Source organism: Avibacterium endocarditidis, assembly GCF_965138825.1.
GTDB classification, from domain to species: domain Bacteria; phylum Pseudomonadota; class Gammaproteobacteria; order Enterobacterales; family Pasteurellaceae; genus Avibacterium; species Avibacterium endocarditidis.
In genome coordinates, this window is the sequence record NZ_CBCSDH010000009.1 from 32328 (window position 1) to 48183 (window position 15856).

Here is a 15856-nt window from a genome sequence, read left to right on the forward strand (position 1 = left end):
CTCGCTGTGATTAAGCTAAACTTTTCTAGGGAGTTACGTCTGCTAACTCCCGCTCAATTCAAATACGTTTTCCAAGATCCGCAACGTGCGAGTTCCCCCGAAATTACCATTCTAGCCCGTCCTAATCAGGAATCTGTTCCACGTTTAGGTTTAGCGGTAGCAAAAAAGCATTTAAAACGCGCCCACGATCGTAATCGCATTAAGCGTTTATGTCGTGAACGTTTTCGTTTGTTGCAACATCAATTGCCGCATTATGATTTTGTTATTGTAGTAAAACGAGGGATTGGGCGTTTAGACAATCAGCAAATATTCAATTCATTGGATAAATTATGGCAGCGCCACATTCGCTTGGCTCGAAAGTCTTAATTGCGCTTATTCGCTTTTATCAGCTCGTTATTAGTCCTTTAATTGGCCCACGTTGCCGATTCACGCCAACTTGTTCTTGCTACGGCATTGAAGCATTAAAAACGCACGGTGCGTTAAAAGGTGGTTGGCTTACGTTAAAACGTATATTAAAATGTCATCCTTTACACGCTGGTGGATACGATCCTGTTCCGCCGAAGATCAATAACAACAAAGAGAACAAATAATGGATTCAAGACGTAGCCTGTTAGTGCTAGCACTACTCTTTATTTCTTTTCTTGTTTATCAGCAATGGCAAGTGGATTACCATTCACCAAAGCCTGTTGCCACTGAACAAGCGCAAACTTCTAATTCTCAAGGCGAATTAACAGCAAATTCAGACCTTGCTAACCTTGCTCAAGGTAAAGTCATTACCTTAGAAAATGATGTATTCCGTTTAAAAGTAAATACATTAGGTGGGGACGTAGTGCGTTCTGAATTATTAAAATATGATGCAGAATTAGATTCCCATACACCATTTGTTTTATTGAACGATACACCAGAGCATATTTATATTGCACAAAGTGGTTTAGTTGGCAAAAACGGGATTGACACCAAAGCAGGGCGTGCCAATTATCAAGTTGATGGCGATCATTTCAAATTAGCTGACGGGCAAAATGAACTTGTTGTACCATTTGTTTTTGAAAAAGATGGCGTAACGTACCGCAAAATTTTCGTCTTAAAACGCGGCGAATATGATGTGGCAGTGAACTTTGAAATTGCCAACCAAAGTGGTCAAGCTATTGAAGTTGAGCCTTATGCAAAATTAACCCATACTTTGGTAGAAAGCTCAGGCAGTATGGCGATGCCAACTTATACTGGTGGCGCGTATTCTTCTTCTGAAACGAATTATAAAAAATACAGCTTCCAAGATATGGAAGAAAAAGATCTTTCTATCCAAACCAAAGCAGGTTGGGTAGCAGTATTGCAACATTATTTCGTGTCTGCGTGGATTCCAAATCAAGACAGCACACATCTTTTATATACTTCTACGGACAAAGCACGTAATTTAGGGGCAATTGGTTATCGTGGGCCAGTGGTGGATATTCCAGCAGGTGCAACACAAAGCATCACCAGCAAATTATGGACCGGGCCGAAATTACAAAATCAAATGGCAGAAGTGGCAAACCACTTAGATTTAACCGTGGATTACGGTTGGGCGTGGTTTATTGCGAAACCGTTATTCTGGCTACTTACCCACATTCACGATTTAGTGAAAAACTGGGGTCTTGCGATTATTGGTGTAACCTTAGTGGTGAAAGGTTGTTTATACCCATTAACCAAAGCACAATATACCTCAATGGCGAAAATGCGTATGCTACAACCGAAAATCCAAGAAATGCGTGAGCGTTATGGTGAAGATCGTCAGCGTATGAGCCAAGAAATGATGAAATTGTACAAAGAAGAAAAAGTGAACCCACTGGGGGGCTGTTTACCAATTCTTTTACAAATGCCAATTTTCATCGCCTTATACTGGACATTTATGGAAGCCGTTGAACTACGCCACGCGCCATTCTTCGGTTGGATTCAAGATTTATCGGCACAAGATCCGTATTTCATCTTGCCAATTTTAATGGGCGGATCAATGTTCTTATTACAAAAAATGTCACCAACACCTGTTGCTGATCCAATGCAACAAAAAATTATGACATTTATGCCGTTGATCTTTATGGTATTCTTCCTATTCTTCCCAGCAGGTTTGGTACTCTACTGGTTAGTTTCCAACCTTATCACCATTGCTCAACAACAATGGATTTACCGTGGGTTAGAGAAAAAAGGATTACACTCTCGTAAAAAATAACGAGATAAAAGAATAAAAGGTATCTCAGGATACCTTTTATTTTATGCTTTTTGGCTATACCTACCGCGGAGCAAACTCGCCATAACCTACCCTCAAGGAGCGATGATGACATACAACCTTAACCAAAAAATCTTCGCCGCCGTTGTAAATAGCGAAAGTGGGGAAGTGAGTAACCAAACGCGTTTTCATTATTTTCAACAAGGCACGATGATTTGGGCTGAGTACGCAAGCGGTGAAATTAAAAAAGGTTTTCTAATTGGCAAATTTATTTCTGATGATGAAATTAGCTTTACTTATCAACACCTTAATCAGCAATTAGAAAATCGTCTAGGAAAATGTGTCAGTAAAATTTCCTCGCTACCTTCAGGCAAATTGCGTTTAAATGAACAGTGGCAATGGCTAGACGGCGAGCAAGAAACGGGCGAATCAGTCATTGAAGAAATTTAAAACCTCTTGCGAAAGGTTTAAAATCAACTTAACAAAATCTAAGCATTTTAAAGTGCGGTGTTTTTAGGAAACATTTTTATGACAAAAGAAACCATTGTCGCCCAAGCCACGCCGATCGGACGTGGGGGCGTGGGGATTTTAAGGGTGTCAGGGCCTTTAGCCAATCAAGTGGCTGAAGAGGTGCTAGGCAAGCCTCTCAAACCGCGTTTGGCAAATTATTTGCCTTTCAAAGATAGCGATGGCACGGTGTTAGATCAGGGGATCGCCTTATTCTTCAAAGCCCCAAATTCTTTCACTGGTGAAGATGTATTAGAGCTACAAGGCCACGGCGGACAGATTATTTTAGATCTCTTACTCAAACGCATTTTGCAAGTGAAAGGCGTTCGCTTAGCACGTCCAGGGGAATTTTCCGAGCAGGCATTTTTGAACGACAAACTCGATCTTGCACAAGCAGAGGCGATCGCCGATCTCATTGACGCGACCTCTGAGCAAGCGGCACGTTCTGCATTGAAATCCTTACAAGGGGAATTTTCTAATAAAATCAATCAGCTTGTCGATGATGTCATTTATCTACGCACCTATGTAGAAGCGGCGATTGATTTCCCTGATGAAGAAATTGATTTCTTGGCGGACGGAAAAATTGAAGCCAAATTGCGTGAAATTATTGCTCAACTTGCTGCCGTACGAGCAGAAGCCAAGCAAGGGGCGATTTTGCGTGAAGGAATGAAAGTGGTGATCGCAGGGCGACCAAATGCAGGAAAATCTAGCCTACTCAATGCTCTCGCAGGACGCGAAGCGGCGATTGTAACTGATATTGCAGGCACAACTCGAGATGTGCTGCGTGAGCATATCCACATTGACGGAATGCCGTTGCATATTATTGATACCGCAGGTTTGCGTGATGCCACCGATGAAGTAGAGCGTATTGGGATTCGCCGTGCGTGGGACGAAATTGAGCAAGCAGATCGCATTATTCTGATGTTAGACAGCACCGATAGCGAAGAAAATCTCGCACAAGTGCGGTCAGAATTTTTGGCAAAATTGCCGAACAATATCCCTTTAACCATTGTGCGTAATAAAGCGGATTTAAGTGGTGAAGCGGAAACCATTAGCGAACAGAATGGACAAACCACCATCAGTCTTTCTGCCAAAACACAAGTTGGTGTGGACTTACTGCGTGAGCATCTGAAACAATCAATGGGTTATAACACCAGTGCAGAAGGGGGATTCCTTGCACGCCGCCGCCATTTGGAAGCCTTAGAACAAGCGGATACCCACTTACAAGCAGGACTTATTCAGCTCACAGAATTTTACGCAGGTGAACTGCTCGCCGAAGAATTGCGAATGGTGCAAAATCACCTGAGCGAAATTACCGGACAATTTACCTCTGATGATCTGCTCGGCAATATTTTTAGTTCGTTTTGTATTGGGAAATAAATCAGTAGAAAATAAAAGTGCGGTGTCATTTTATTGATTTTTTATGATGAGATTGACATTGCAAAATAAACATTAACGCGACAAGCTCGCATTTATTCTTACTAGCCACCGCGTGGCTGAGATAAACAAACGCCATACGGTGTGTATGGTGTGATGATTAAAAAAGGTCGTAACGGAATAGATTAATGCAATTAATTCAAGGGTTAAAACAACTGCCCGCTATTTTTCAGCAACAAGGCTGTGCCTTAACCATTGGGAATTTTGATGGCGTGCATTTAGGGCATCAAGCGGTGTTGCGTCATTTGCGTGAAAAAGCAAGTGCGCTTTCTTTGCCCATGGTTGTGATGCTTTTTGAACCCCAGCCGAGCGAATATTTTATGGGCGACAACGCACCGCCGCGCTTAATGCGGCTGCGCGATAAATTAAGTGCGTTGGCAGATTTGGGCGTGGATTATGTTATTCGCATCAAATTTGACCGCACTTTTGCTCAGCTTTCTGCGCAACAATTTATTGAACAATGCTTGGTGCAGAAACTCAATGTGAAATTCTTAAGCATTGGCGATGATTTCCGTTTTGGCGCAGGGCGTACAGGGGATTTTGCGCTATTACAACAAGCGGGGAAGAAATACGGTTTTGCGGTGGAAGATAATTGTAGTTTTCGTTTAAATGAACAACGCATTAGCAGCACAGCGATCCGTCAAGCCTTAGCTGATGATAATTTAGCCCTTGCCGAGCAGCTTTTAGGCAAGCCTTATTGCATTTATGGGCGCGTGGTGCAAGGCAATAAATTAGGGCGAACCATCGGTTTTCCAACGGCAAATATTCGTCTGCAACGCCAAGTGAACCCTGTGAAAGGCGTGTATGCCGTGCGAGCCAAATTGCCTGATGGCACGGAATATGAGGGTGTAGCAAATATTGGTCGCCGCCCGACCATTAATGGTGTGAAGCAATTACTTGAAGTTCATCTGTTTGATTTTAAACAAGATATTTATGGGCAACCCTTGCAAGTGGAACTCTGTGATAAAATCCGTGATGAGGTGAAATTCCCTTCTTTTGATGCGTTAAAAGAGCAAATTGCCAAAGATGTGGAAGTGGCAAAGGATTATTTTAGCCAAGCCAAAAGAACGAGCTCAATGGCTTAAAGTGCGGTAAAAAAGTTTCCAAAAAAGCACCGCACTTTAATCAGGGATTGAATAACAATTCCCAGCCCCCATTCTTTAACATTTGGCTATTTATGCGTATAATGCCAAGGTTATTGTGCATTCAATGCAAGATTTTATTTTTATACAACGTGGAAAAAACAAATGTCGAATGAAAATGTAGATTACAAAAACACGCTTAACCTGCCTGCGACAGGGTTTCCAATGCGTGGCGATCTGGCGAAACGCGAGCCAGTAATGCTTAAAAATTGGTATGAGAAAAAACTTTACGACAAAATCAGACAAGCAGCACAGGGGAAAAAATCCTTTATTCTGCACGATGGCCCTCCTTACGCCAACGGCTCAATTCACATTGGACACGCTGTAAATAAAATTTTAAAAGACATTATTATTAAATCTAAAACCGCAGCGGGCTTTGACAGCCCTTATATCCCGGGCTGGGACTGCCACGGTTTGCCGATTGAATTGAAAGTAGAAGGCTTAGTGGGAAAACCAGGGGACAAAATTTCTGCGGCACAATTCCGCGAAGAATGTCGTAACTATGCACGCGAGCAAGTGGAAGGGCAAAAGAAAGATTTTATCCGCTTGGGCGTGTTAGGGGATTGGGATAATCCTTATTTAACAATGAATTATGACACCGAAGCGAATATCATTCGCACCCTTGCCAAAGTGGTGGAAAACAACCATTTATACAAAGGCTATAAGCCCGTGCATTGGTGCTTGGATTGTGCTTCTTCGCTGTCTGAAGCGGAAGTGGAATACGAAGACAAAACCTCGCCGTCAATCTATGTGGCATTCCCTGCCGTTGATGAAAGTGCGGTGTTAAATCAATTCAATTTAACAGAAACGGGTAGTGGTGAAATTTTCGCTGTAATTTGGACAACCACCCCTTGGACGTTGCCATCAAACCGTGCGATTGCGGTGAATGCGGATTTAGATTACCAACTGCTGCAATTTGGCGATAAACGCTTGATCTTAGCTAAAGAATTGGTGGAAAGCGTGCAAAAAGCCCTTGGTGAAGAAAATGTGAAAGTGCTAGGTTCAGCCAAAGGGGCGGATTTAGAATTGCTCCGCTTTAACCACCCATTCTATGAGTATAGCGTGCCTGTAATTTTGGGTGATCACGTTACCACTGACGGCGGTACGGGCTTAGTGCATACCGCTCCCGATCACGGTCAGGACGACTATATTGTCGGACAAAAATACGGCTTAGAAATGGCGAATTTAATTACTGACGCAGGTGTCTTTAATGACAACACACCATTCTTCGCGGGCAAAAAAGTCTTTGAAAGTAACGACTTAGTGATTGAAAAACTCATTGAAAAAGGCAATCTGTTAAAAGTACAAAAAATTCGCCACAGCTACCCGCATTGCTGGCGACACAAAACACCAATTATTTTCCGTGCCACACCACAATGGTTTATCGGAATGGAAACCAACGGTTTACGCAAACAGGCGTTAGAGGAAATCAAAAAAGTGCGTTGGATCCCAGATTGGGGTCAAGCACGCATTGAAAAAATGGTAGAAAACCGTCCAGACTGGTGTATTTCCCGTCAGCGTACTTGGAATGTGCCGATCGCCCTGTTTATTCATAAAGACACGGAAGAGCTACACCCGCGTTCGTTGGAGTTAATCGAAGAAGTGGCAAAACGCGTAGAGCAAGCGGGCATTCAAGCGTGGTGGGATCTCGATCCTGCGGAATTGCTTGGCGAAGAAGCGAAAGATTACAAAAAAGTACCAGACACCCTTGATGTGTGGTTCGATTCAGGATCAACCTATAATTCTGTCGTAAAAGTTCGCCCAGAGTTTAACGGCAAAGAGCCAGATATGTATTTGGAAGGCTCAGATCAACATCGCGGTTGGTTTATGTCGTCCTTAATGCTTTCCACCGCAACAGACAATAAAGCCCCGTATAAACAAGTACTTACGCACGGTTTTACGGTAGACGGACAAGGGCGTAAAATGTCAAAATCCATCGGCAACATTGTTACACCGCAAGAGGTAATGGACAAATTCGGCGGCGATATTTTACGTTTATGGGTGGCTTCCACCGATTACACAGGGGAAATGTCGGTTTCTGATGAAATCCTCAAACGTGCGGCAGACAGCTATCGCCGTATTCGTAACACGGCGCGTTTCCTTTTGGCGAACCTAAATGGCTTTGATCCAAAACGCGATTTAGTTAAACCAGAAGAGATGATCGTACTCGATCGTTGGGCGGTGGACTGTGCCTTGAATGCACAAAAAGAGATCCAAGAAGCTTATGATAATTATCAATTCCACGCGGTGGTTCAGCGTTTGATGAAATTCTGCTCGATCGAAATGGGATCGTTCTATTTAGATATTATCAAAGATCGCCAATACACCACCAAAGCGGACAGCCTCGCACGCCGTAGCTGTCAAACCGCGTTGTGGCATATTGCCGAAGCCCTCGTGCGTTGGATTGCCCCAATTTTATCCTTTACCGCTGATGAAATTTGGCAATATATCCCTGGTGAGCGTGCGGAATTTGTGTTTACCGAAGAGTTCTACAAGGGATTATTCCCATTGAACGCTGATGAAACAATGAGTGACGCTTACTGGCAACAAGTGTTAAAACTGCGAGATGAAGTTAATCGCGTATTAGAGCAAGCCCGTGCGGATAAAGTCATTGGTGCGGCATTGGAAGCGGAAGTTACCCTTTACGCAAACGAAGAATACGCGAAGATTTTATCTCAATTAGGCGATGAATTACGCTTTGTGCTGATTACCTCAAAAGCCGAAGTGAAACCACTTGCCGAAGCTGATGTTGAGGATGGTGAAGTGGACGGCTTTAAAGTGAAAGTGGTGCGTTCTGCCAACGAAAAATGTCCGCGTTGCTGGCATTATTCCGACACCATCGGACAAAACGCCGCCCACCCAACGCTTTGTTCTCGTTGTGTGGAAAACGTGGACGGCGAGGGCGAAGTCAGACATTTCGCGTAAAAAACGTCAAAAAATCCGACCGCACTTTGTCTGCAAAATAACAAAGTGCGGTGCTTTTTTCGCACGCTTTTTGTTATAGCTATTTGTCGGGACGAACCTATGTGTTGTGTAGGGGCGAACCTATGTGTTCGCCCGTATTAATAAATAGCGAATTGTAGCGATAAAAACATTCGCTTGATAAAAACAGGATACCCAATGTTAAAAAAATCAGGACTTGCGTTCCTTTGGCTAAGTGCGGTGGTTTTTGGCATCGATTTATTGAGTAAATATGCCGTTGTGAGCCATTTTGCCCTGTATGACAGCGTGCAAATTTTGCCTATTTTTAACCTCACCTATGTCCGCAACTATGGGGCAGCCTTTAGCTTTTTAGCGGATCATTCAGGCTGGCAAAAAATGTTTTTTATTTTGCTTGCTATCGGCATTTCCGCAATGCTTTGCGTATTTTTAGCCCAAAATAAAGCAAGCCAACGCTTACAAAATAGTGCCTATGCTCTAATTATTGGTGGTGCGTTAGCCAATATGGCAGATCGGGCTTACCACGGCTTTGTAGTGGATTTTTTCGATTTTTATTGGCAACAATGGCATTATCCCGTGTTTAACGTGGCAGATATTGCCATTTGTATTGGGGCGGCATTGCTTGCCATTGACGCAATAAAAAATGGCGAGAAGAAAACGGAGAAAGCCAAGTGAAAATTATTTTAGCCAACCCCCGTGGTTTCTGTGCGGGCGTAGATCGTGCCATTAGCATTGTGGAATTAGCCTTAGAAATTCACGGTTCACCGATCTATGTTCGCCACGAAGTGGTGCATAATCGCTTTGTGGTCAATGGTTTGCGTGAGCGTGGTGCGGTGTTCGTAGAAGAATTAGACGAAGTGCCAGATGGGGCGATTGTGATCTTTTCCGCTCACGGCGTTTCCCAAGCGGTGCGTCAAGAAGCGAAAAAACGCGAGTTAAAAGTGTTTGATGCCACCTGCCCGCTGGTTACCAAAGTGCATATGCAAGTGGCTCGAGCCAGTCGCAAAGGCACAAAAGCCGTGTTAATCGGACACGAAGGACACCCCGAAGTGGAAGGCACAATGGGGCAATATGATAACGCGGAGGGCGGGATCTATTTGGTGGAAGATGTGGAAGACATCGCCAAACTGGCTTTGAGCAAAGAGGACGACATCACCTTTATGACGCAAACCACCCTGTCTATTGATGACACTAGCGAGGTGATCGCAGCGTTAAAAGCGAAATATCCAGCCATTCAGGGGCCGCGTAAAAATGATATTTGCTATGCCACCACCAACCGCCAGCAAGCGGTGCGGGAGCTGGCAGAGCAAGCGGATTTGGTGATCGTTGTGGGATCGAAAAATTCCTCAAACTCAAACCGCTTGGCAGAGCTTGCCACCCGAATGGGCGTTACCGCGAAATTGATCGATGATGCTAATGACATTGAAGAAGCTTGGCTGAACAATGTTTCTACGATTGGCATTACTGCAGGCGCTTCTGCCCCTGAAGTGCTGGTGCAATCGGTGGTGAACCGCCTCAAAGAACTAGGCGTAACCCAAGTGGAAGAGCTACAAGGCTGTGAAGAAAACACCGTGTTTGAAGTGCCGCGAGAGCTACGTATTAAGGAAGTGAATTAAAGGCTTCTGCGAGCGGTGCAATTTTTTCAAAAAAATGTGTTTGCTAATTTTGTGCTAATTTTAGCTTTTTATAATGCTCCCGTCGCTAAGGAAGCGAACAGCAACCTACGATGAATTTTAATGATTAACAAAGGAGTATAACAATGAAAAACTTACGCAAAACACTTTTAGCCACCGCCTTAATCGGTGCAGTAACCTTCGGGGCATTGGGAACGGCTTATGCGGACAGCTTGAAAGACACCGCGATTTTTGAGCAAGCCAGCATCACCGCACAACAAGCGATGGATCAGGCAAAATCCAAATTCGACGGCAAAGTGATCGAGGTGGAACTCAAGCACAAGAAAGACAATCTCTACTATGAAGTGAAATTGCTGAAAGACAGCGAAACGCAGGAATTTAAAATTGATGCCAAAACGGGGGACGTGTTGGGATCAAAATCTGAGCAAAAAGCGGAACACGCTGAAAAACGCCAGCGTTTGCAGCAAGAGGTGAAAATTTCACTCACCCAAGCAATGGACATCGCCCAACAGCAAACGGGCGGAAAAATCAAAGAGATTGAATTTAAGGTGAAAAAAGATCGCCCGCAGTATCAAGTTAAAATGATCGTGAATGGCAAAATCGAAAAACTTCGCCTCGATGCCAACACGGGCGAGCGTTTCTAACACCGAATGAGATTTGACTTCAGCAACCGCATTGATAAAGTGCGGTTGTTTTTTATTAGTTTTTTGGAGGCAAAATGCGAATTTTATTAGTGGAAGATGACAAAATGATCGCACAGGCAATGGCGGACAGCCTCAAAGAAAGCCATTATGCGGTGGATTGGGTGAACAACGGAAACACTGCCGAGCAGGCATTAATCACGCAAACCTATGATCTCGTCTTGTTAGATCTCGGGTTACCGGGGCAAGATGGCTTGCAGTTATTGCAACGCTTACGCCAACAGAAAAACACCACGCCCGTGTTAATCGTTACCGCCCGCGATGACATAGACAGCCGTTTAGCGGGGCTGGACGGTGGGGCAGATGATTATTTAATCAAACCCTTTGATATGAACGAGTTACAAGCCCGCATTCGTGCCATTTTACGCCGCCATTACGGACAAAGCTCGCCGAAAGTAATCAATGGTGATATGAGCCTTGACCCCACCACCCACCAAGTGGAAGTGAACGGCGAAGCCATTCCGCTGACCAACAAAGAATTTGCCTTGCTCCAAGTGCTAATGACGCGGGCGGGGATTATCCATTCCAGAGCGGAGCTAGAAGACAAAATTTATGCGTGGGGCGAAGAAGTGGAGAGCAATGCCATTGATTTTCTTATTCACAGCTTGCGGAAAAAACTCGGTAAAGAGCGAATAAAAAATGTACGAGGCGTGGGCTGGCTAATGGCGAAAACGGAGGCGGTATAATGCGTTCCATAAAAGCAAGGCTCAGTTTCAGCTTGATTTTGACCGTTGTCATTGTTGCGATTTTAGGCAGTGGCTGGGCATTTTACGACACCTATTACCAAACCCACAAACTGCAAGATGAAATGCTCAAACAAATTTCGAGCTATATTTCACCGCACTTTGCACACGAAGAAAAATACAATGAAAACGGCATCGCGGTTTACTTTATTGCAAAGGATAAACCTACGGATCAGCTCAAATTGCCTGAAAATCCACAAAATGATTTTTACACCTTCGCACGAAAAAAAGGGCATTATGCGGTATTGAATAACAAAAAAAATTCCTTTCATTATGACCTAAAAAACGCGGGCGAATTGTATCGCGGCTATCTTCGCACCGTGCCTCAAGGCGTTATCGTGGTGCTACAAGAAAATGAATACCGCGAAGATTTAGCCATTCACGCCGCACTGGCGAATTTTCTCCCCTTTATGCTGATTTTGCCCCTTATCGCCGTGCTGATTTATGTGATCACCCGCCAAACAATGCAACCCATCGAACGGCTTTCGCAAAAAGTGCTACAACGTTCTCAGCAAGATCTCACCCCCTTGCCGACAAACCATTTGCCCAATGAAATTACGGGCTTCGTGTTGGCGATCAACCAATTTTTAGCACGCACGGATCGTTTCATTCAACAGCAAAAACGCTTTATCGCCGATGCCTCGCACGAATTGCGTAGCCCAATGACCGTGATTTCCTTACAGGCGGAACGCCTCGCCCAGCACCCGTTACCGACGGAAACCGCTCAGCAAGTGGCACAGCTCAATCAAAGCATTCAACGCAGCCGCCATCTTTTGGAGCAATTACTTTCCTTAGCACGAATGCAAAACGGCGAAAAAACGAGCCGCACTTTATGTGCCATTCAATCAGTATTTAGCCAAGTGATCGCCGATTTATACCCCCTCGCCGAACAAAAACAACAAGATTTAGGCGTGGAATCGCCTCAACCAATTTTCTTTCAAGGCAACGAAACGGAACTTTATCTTTTAATCAAAACCCTTGTAGATAACGCCATTCGCTACACGCCAACGGGCAGCCGCATTGACCTTTGGGCGGAAGATACGGCAGAGCATTTAATTTTGAATGTGGAAGATAACGGCAACGGCATTCCTACAGCGGAACGCCAACGCGTGTTCGACCCGTTCTATCGCATACTTGGCTCAGACCAAATGGGATCAGGATTAGGGCTTGCCATCGCCCAGCAAATCGTCCAAAACTACGGCGGAAAAATTGAGCTACGCGACAGCCGCCACTTCCCAACGGGGCTATGGGTGCGAGTGAGCTTAGCGAAGTAACACTGTAAAAAAGTGAAAGAAGTTTAGCGATATACTAATTCTGTGCTAATTTTTCTTTTGTATGATGAGGGCAATGAAAAACGTATCGCGAAAGGCATTTCACGTTCAACCGCATTAAGCCGAAAACGTACAAAAAGTACGGCAAGGCGAACTGCGTATGAAATGAAAACCAGCCCGCGAGCTTTTAACCCCTAACATTTTAAAGAGGACAAATTTATGTTGCACAATTTCATCACCTTTTTACAAAACTTTTTATTAGCCGCTATTGACTTTGCCGTAATGGGCAGCCTCGTCTTATTCACCCTATTCGCCTTTTGTATCAGCTCCTTAGGCTTCGTATTCGCCACCCTACTTGCACGCGGAAAAGACGACAATATTATTGATGTAACCGCCGAGCGAGTTTGGTTTGAAGAGAAATAAATACGTATAAAAACCTCACTAATATCGTGAGGTTTTTTTCAAAAATAGTCCTTTACTGCTGAGTTTTAAATCAAAAATCTACCGTCTTAATTCTGTTAGTGCGGTTGCTAGATATCGTTCTAACAAATCTCCTTTTTGTAGCATACTAAAGATATTTTTAGATCTACATCACACTTCCTGACTTTGTATTTTGCTTTCTCTCTGATTTAGGCGTAAAAAAGAATCAAATAATTGACTAAAGGGAGATAGGTATGCCAAATATTGTATTAAATCGCATTGATGAACGCTTGATCCACGGTCAAGTTGGTGTGCAGTGGGTTGGTTTTGCTGGGGCAAATTTAGTGCTAGTTGCCAATGATGAAGTGGCAGAAGATCCAATGCAACAAAATTTGATGGAAATGGTGCTTGCTGAGGGCATTGATGTGCGTTTTTGGCCTTTGCAAAAGGTGATTGACAATATCCATCGTGCGGCGGATCGACAAAAAATCTTGCTTGTGTGCAAAACACCGAGTGATTTTTTAACCTTGGTGCAAGGAGGCGTGCCAATTGACAAAATTAACGTAGGCAATATGCATTATGAGGAGGGTAAAACACAGATCCATAAAACCGTATCCGTAAATGATAAAGACAGAGCGGCATTTGAACAGCTACGCCAGCTTGGTGTGCAGTGCTTTATTCAAGGTGTGCCAACCGAAGATGCAATAGATTTGTTTAAATTATTGTAAGAAAGAAGCGAGGAAACTATGGAAATTGGACTTTTACAGGCACTCTTATTGGGTGTACTTGCATTCTTTGCAGGTCTTGACCTCTATAATGGTTTAACGCATTTTCATAGACCAGTTGTATTAGGGCCTATTGTGGGAGCGATTTTAGGGGATTTACAAACAGGGATTTTAGTTGGCGGTACCCTTGAATTAGTCTGGATGGGGCTTGCGCCATTAGCAGGGGCGCAACCACCAAATGTGATTATCGGCACAATCGTGGGAACAGCATTTGCTATCACCACCAAAACCGATCCAAAAGTGGCCGTTGGGGTTGCTGTGCCATTTGCCATTGCAGTGCAAATGGGGATCACCTTCTTATTCTCCGTAATGTCAGCGGTTATGTCCCGTTGTGATCAAATGGCGGAAGAAGCCAATCTCAAAGGCATTGATTATGTGAACTATCTTGGTTTGTTAGTGCTGGGTACGTTCTATTTCTTCTGTGCGTTCTTGCCAACTTACTTTGGTGCGGAATATGCCGGTAAAATCATTGCAATGTTGCCAAAAGAAGTAATTGATGGCTTAGGCGTGGCAGGGGGCATTATGCCTGCTATCGGGTTTGCGGTATTAATGAAAATTATGATGAAAAATGCCTATATCCCTTATTTTATCCTAGGTTTTGTGGGTGCTGCTTGGCTTAATCTGCCAGTGTTAGCAATTGCTGCCGCAGCAGTGGCAATGGCATTGATTGATTATATGCGTAAAGGCAATACTGAAACAAAAGCAACGCAAAAAGAGGAGTTTCAAGATGGAATCTAAAGCACGTCAAAGCGTACAAAATGACAATGTGTACGAAGATCAAACAATGGGGACAGAACTCACTAAATCTGATATTAATACGATGGCGTGGCGTTCTTTATTACTACAAGCTTCTTTTAACTATGAGCGTATGCAAGCGGCAGGTTGGCTATATGGAATTAGCCCCGCATTGAGAAAAATTCACACCAACAAAGCGGATTTAAGCAAGGCAATGAAAGGGCATTTGGGCTTCTTCAATACCCACCCATTCCTTGTTACATTCGTAATGGGCATTGTGCTGGCAATGGAACGTTCCAAACAGGAAGTGAACGCCATTCAAAGCACAAAAATCGCCGTGGGTGCGCCATTAGGCGGCATTGGTGATGCCTTATTCTGGTTCACCTTATTGCCAATTTGTGGTGGTATTGGGGCAAGTTTAGCCTTACAAGGCTCAATCTTGGGGGCGATTTTCTTCTTTGTGGTATTTAATATTGTACATTTTGGTTTACGTTTTGGTTTAGCACACTATGCTTACAAAATGGGGGTAGCAGCTATCCCAACCATTAAGGCTAACACGAAAAAAGTATCACACGCCGCATCAATGATCGGTATGACCGTGATTGGTGCATTAGTTGCCACTTACATTCGTTTCCAAACCACCGCAGAAATCACTGCCGGTGATGCCGTGGTGAAAGTGCAAGCTGATGTGTTAGACAAGCTAATGCCAGCCTTTTTACCATTGGTGTACACCTTATTGATGTACTATTTAGTGAAACGCAACTGGTCGCCGTTACGCTTAATCATTCTCACCGTAGTGATTGGTATCGGCGGACGTTTTGCGGGTATCCTATAAATATTATTGGGATGAATGCCGAGTGTTTGCTCGGCATTTTTATCTATTTTGGATCAATAAGGAGAAAAAGATGACAACCTTGATCGTGAGCGGACACGGACATTTCGCCACAGGGCTACAAAGTGCGCTGGAGCAAATTATTGGGCAATATCCAAAGGTGGCTTTTTTTGATTTTGATGACAAACAAATCACACCAGAACAATTACGCCAAAATATCGAACAATATCTCAAGGCGGAACAGGAAAGTGCGGTGCTTTTTTGTTGCGATATTTTAGGTGGCACGCCATTTCGCCAATGTGCGATGATTGCACAACAGTTTGAGCGTGCAGAGGTGGTTGCTGGCACGAATTTACAAATGCTGATTGAAACCATTATGGCGAAAGATGAGCTTGAGTTTTTTGAGTTAGTCGCACAAGCTCTAGCCAGCGCCAATCAAGGTATCACCACACTTTCAGCACAACAAAAAACAAAAAGAACAGCGCGCTCAGAAGATGATGGTATTTGAG

At 43.9% G+C, this 15856-nt stretch carries 17 protein-coding genes; all 17 read left to right on the forward strand.

The genetic code is table 11. The features are described 5' to 3' along the window. Nucleotides 1–6 precede the first annotated feature (6 nt). The 17 genes from rnpA to agaF all read left to right on the forward strand — a co-directional run bounded on the left by rnpA (nucleotide 7) and on the right by agaF (nucleotide 15855). Nucleotides 7–366, forward strand: coding sequence for a ribonuclease P protein component (rnpA, locus tag ACNAV8_RS06665; protein ID WP_103854797.1), 360 nt, complete (start codon nucleotides 7–9; stop codon nucleotides 364–366). Next, the gene (gene yidD / locus ACNAV8_RS06670; protein WP_103853847.1) at nucleotides 330–590 is read left to right on the forward strand and encodes a membrane protein insertion efficiency factor YidD; all 261 of its coding nucleotides are present in this window, start codon (nucleotides 330–332) and stop codon (nucleotides 588–590) included. Before rnpA ends, yidD begins: the two co-directional genes overlap by 37 nt. Further along, on the forward strand, nucleotides 590–2203 hold the full coding sequence (gene yidC / locus ACNAV8_RS06675; RefSeq protein WP_103854796.1) for a membrane protein insertase YidC: 1614 nt from the start codon (nucleotides 590–592) through the stop codon (nucleotides 2201–2203). The genes yidD and yidC overlap by 1 nt, the downstream gene beginning before the upstream one ends. 105 nt (nucleotides 2204–2308) lie before the next feature. Beyond that, nucleotides 2309–2650 carry a n-acetylglutamate synthase gene (locus ACNAV8_RS06680; RefSeq protein WP_103854795.1) on the forward strand — a complete coding sequence of 114 codons (342 nt, stop codon included), beginning with the start codon at nucleotides 2309–2311 and terminating at the stop codon, nucleotides 2648–2650. A 78-nt stretch (nucleotides 2651–2728) separates the two neighbouring features. Then, nucleotides 2729–4087: a tRNA uridine-5-carboxymethylaminomethyl(34) synthesis GTPase MnmE gene (gene mnmE / locus ACNAV8_RS06685; protein ID WP_415777421.1), complete on the forward strand. Its 1359-nt coding sequence runs from the start codon at nucleotides 2729–2731 to the stop codon at nucleotides 4085–4087. Between the two features lie 185 nt (nucleotides 4088–4272). Next, nucleotides 4273–5229 carry a bifunctional riboflavin kinase/FAD synthetase gene (gene ribF / locus ACNAV8_RS06690; RefSeq protein ID WP_103854794.1) on the forward strand — a complete coding sequence of 319 codons (957 nt, stop codon included), beginning with the start codon at nucleotides 4273–4275 and terminating at the stop codon, nucleotides 5227–5229. Between the two features lie 162 nt (nucleotides 5230–5391). Beyond that, entirely contained in the window at nucleotides 5392–8211 is a 2820-nt protein-coding gene (gene ileS, locus ACNAV8_RS06695) for an isoleucine--tRNA ligase (protein WP_415777422.1), read from the forward strand. Nucleotides 8212–8406: 195 nt separating this feature from the next. Then, the gene (gene lspA, locus ACNAV8_RS06700; RefSeq protein WP_103854793.1) at nucleotides 8407–8901 is read left to right on the forward strand and encodes a signal peptidase II; all 495 of its coding nucleotides are present in this window, start codon (nucleotides 8407–8409) and stop codon (nucleotides 8899–8901) included. Then, the gene (gene ispH / locus ACNAV8_RS06705; RefSeq protein ID WP_103854792.1) at nucleotides 8898–9842 is read left to right on the forward strand and encodes a 4-hydroxy-3-methylbut-2-enyl diphosphate reductase; all 945 of its coding nucleotides are present in this window, start codon (nucleotides 8898–8900) and stop codon (nucleotides 9840–9842) included. The genes lspA and ispH overlap by 4 nt, the downstream gene beginning before the upstream one ends. A 143-nt stretch (nucleotides 9843–9985) precedes the next feature. Continuing rightward, complete coding sequence (locus tag ACNAV8_RS06710; RefSeq protein WP_103854791.1) at nucleotides 9986–10504, forward strand: PepSY domain-containing protein; 519 nt, start codon at nucleotides 9986–9988, stop codon at nucleotides 10502–10504. A gap of 74 nt (nucleotides 10505–10578) precedes the next feature. Further along, nucleotides 10579–11247 (forward strand): response regulator, encoded by a 669-nt coding sequence (locus ACNAV8_RS06715; protein ID WP_103854790.1) that lies wholly within the window; start codon nucleotides 10579–10581, stop codon nucleotides 11245–11247. Further along, complete coding sequence (locus tag ACNAV8_RS06720) at nucleotides 11247–12578, forward strand: ATP-binding protein (protein ID WP_415777424.1); 1332 nt, start codon at nucleotides 11247–11249, stop codon at nucleotides 12576–12578. Before ACNAV8_RS06715 ends, ACNAV8_RS06720 begins: the two co-directional genes overlap by 1 nt. A 216-nt stretch (nucleotides 12579–12794) precedes the next feature. Then, nucleotides 12795–12998, forward strand: coding sequence for a hypothetical protein (locus ACNAV8_RS06725; RefSeq protein ID WP_103854789.1), 204 nt, complete (start codon nucleotides 12795–12797; stop codon nucleotides 12996–12998). 251 nt (nucleotides 12999–13249) lie between these two features. Further along, complete coding sequence (agaV, locus tag ACNAV8_RS06730) at nucleotides 13250–13723, forward strand: PTS N-acetylgalactosamine transporter subunit IIB (RefSeq protein WP_103854788.1); 474 nt, start codon at nucleotides 13250–13252, stop codon at nucleotides 13721–13723. A gap of 18 nt (nucleotides 13724–13741) precedes the next feature. Then, nucleotides 13742–14518 (forward strand): PTS N-acetylgalactosamine transporter subunit IIC, encoded by a 777-nt coding sequence (agaW, locus tag ACNAV8_RS06735; RefSeq protein ID WP_103853840.1) that lies wholly within the window; start codon nucleotides 13742–13744, stop codon nucleotides 14516–14518. Continuing rightward, nucleotides 14508–15350: a PTS N-acetylgalactosamine transporter subunit IID gene (gene agaE / locus ACNAV8_RS06740; RefSeq protein WP_103854787.1), complete on the forward strand. Its 843-nt coding sequence runs from the start codon at nucleotides 14508–14510 to the stop codon at nucleotides 15348–15350. Before agaW ends, agaE begins: the two co-directional genes overlap by 11 nt. 70 nt (nucleotides 15351–15420) lie before the next feature. Next, entirely contained in the window at nucleotides 15421–15855 is a 435-nt protein-coding gene (agaF, locus tag ACNAV8_RS06745; RefSeq protein WP_415777426.1) for a PTS galactosamine/N-acetylgalactosamine transporter subunit IIA, read from the forward strand. Nucleotide 15856: the final 1 nt, after the last annotated feature.

Coding starts and splice junctions, on each gene's coding strand:
- yidD (WP_103853847.1), top strand. CDS start 330: ATGGCAGCGCCACATTCGCTTGGCTCGAAAGTCTTAATTGCGCTTATT.
- yidC (WP_103854796.1), top strand. CDS start 590: ATGGATTCAAGACGTAGCCTGTTAGTGCTAGCACTACTCTTTATTTCT.
- ACNAV8_RS06680 (WP_103854795.1), top strand. CDS start 2,309: ATGACATACAACCTTAACCAAAAAATCTTCGCCGCCGTTGTAAATAGC.
- mnmE (WP_415777421.1), top strand. CDS start 2,729: ATGACAAAAGAAACCATTGTCGCCCAAGCCACGCCGATCGGACGTGGG.
- ribF (WP_103854794.1), top strand. CDS start 4,273: ATGCAATTAATTCAAGGGTTAAAACAACTGCCCGCTATTTTTCAGCAA.
- ileS (WP_415777422.1), top strand. CDS start 5,392: ATGTCGAATGAAAATGTAGATTACAAAAACACGCTTAACCTGCCTGCG.
- lspA (WP_103854793.1), top strand. CDS start 8,407: ATGTTAAAAAAATCAGGACTTGCGTTCCTTTGGCTAAGTGCGGTGGTT.
- ACNAV8_RS06710 (WP_103854791.1), top strand. CDS start 9,986: ATGAAAAACTTACGCAAAACACTTTTAGCCACCGCCTTAATCGGTGCA.
- ACNAV8_RS06715 (WP_103854790.1), top strand. CDS start 10,579: ATGCGAATTTTATTAGTGGAAGATGACAAAATGATCGCACAGGCAATG.
- ACNAV8_RS06720 (WP_415777424.1), top strand. CDS start 11,247: ATGCGTTCCATAAAAGCAAGGCTCAGTTTCAGCTTGATTTTGACCGTT.
- ACNAV8_RS06725 (WP_103854789.1), top strand. CDS start 12,795: ATGTTGCACAATTTCATCACCTTTTTACAAAACTTTTTATTAGCCGCT.
- agaV (WP_103854788.1), top strand. CDS start 13,250: ATGCCAAATATTGTATTAAATCGCATTGATGAACGCTTGATCCACGGT.
- agaW (WP_103853840.1), top strand. CDS start 13,742: ATGGAAATTGGACTTTTACAGGCACTCTTATTGGGTGTACTTGCATTC.
- agaE (WP_103854787.1), top strand. CDS start 14,508: ATGGAATCTAAAGCACGTCAAAGCGTACAAAATGACAATGTGTACGAA.
- agaF (WP_415777426.1), top strand. CDS start 15,421: ATGACAACCTTGATCGTGAGCGGACACGGACATTTCGCCACAGGGCTA.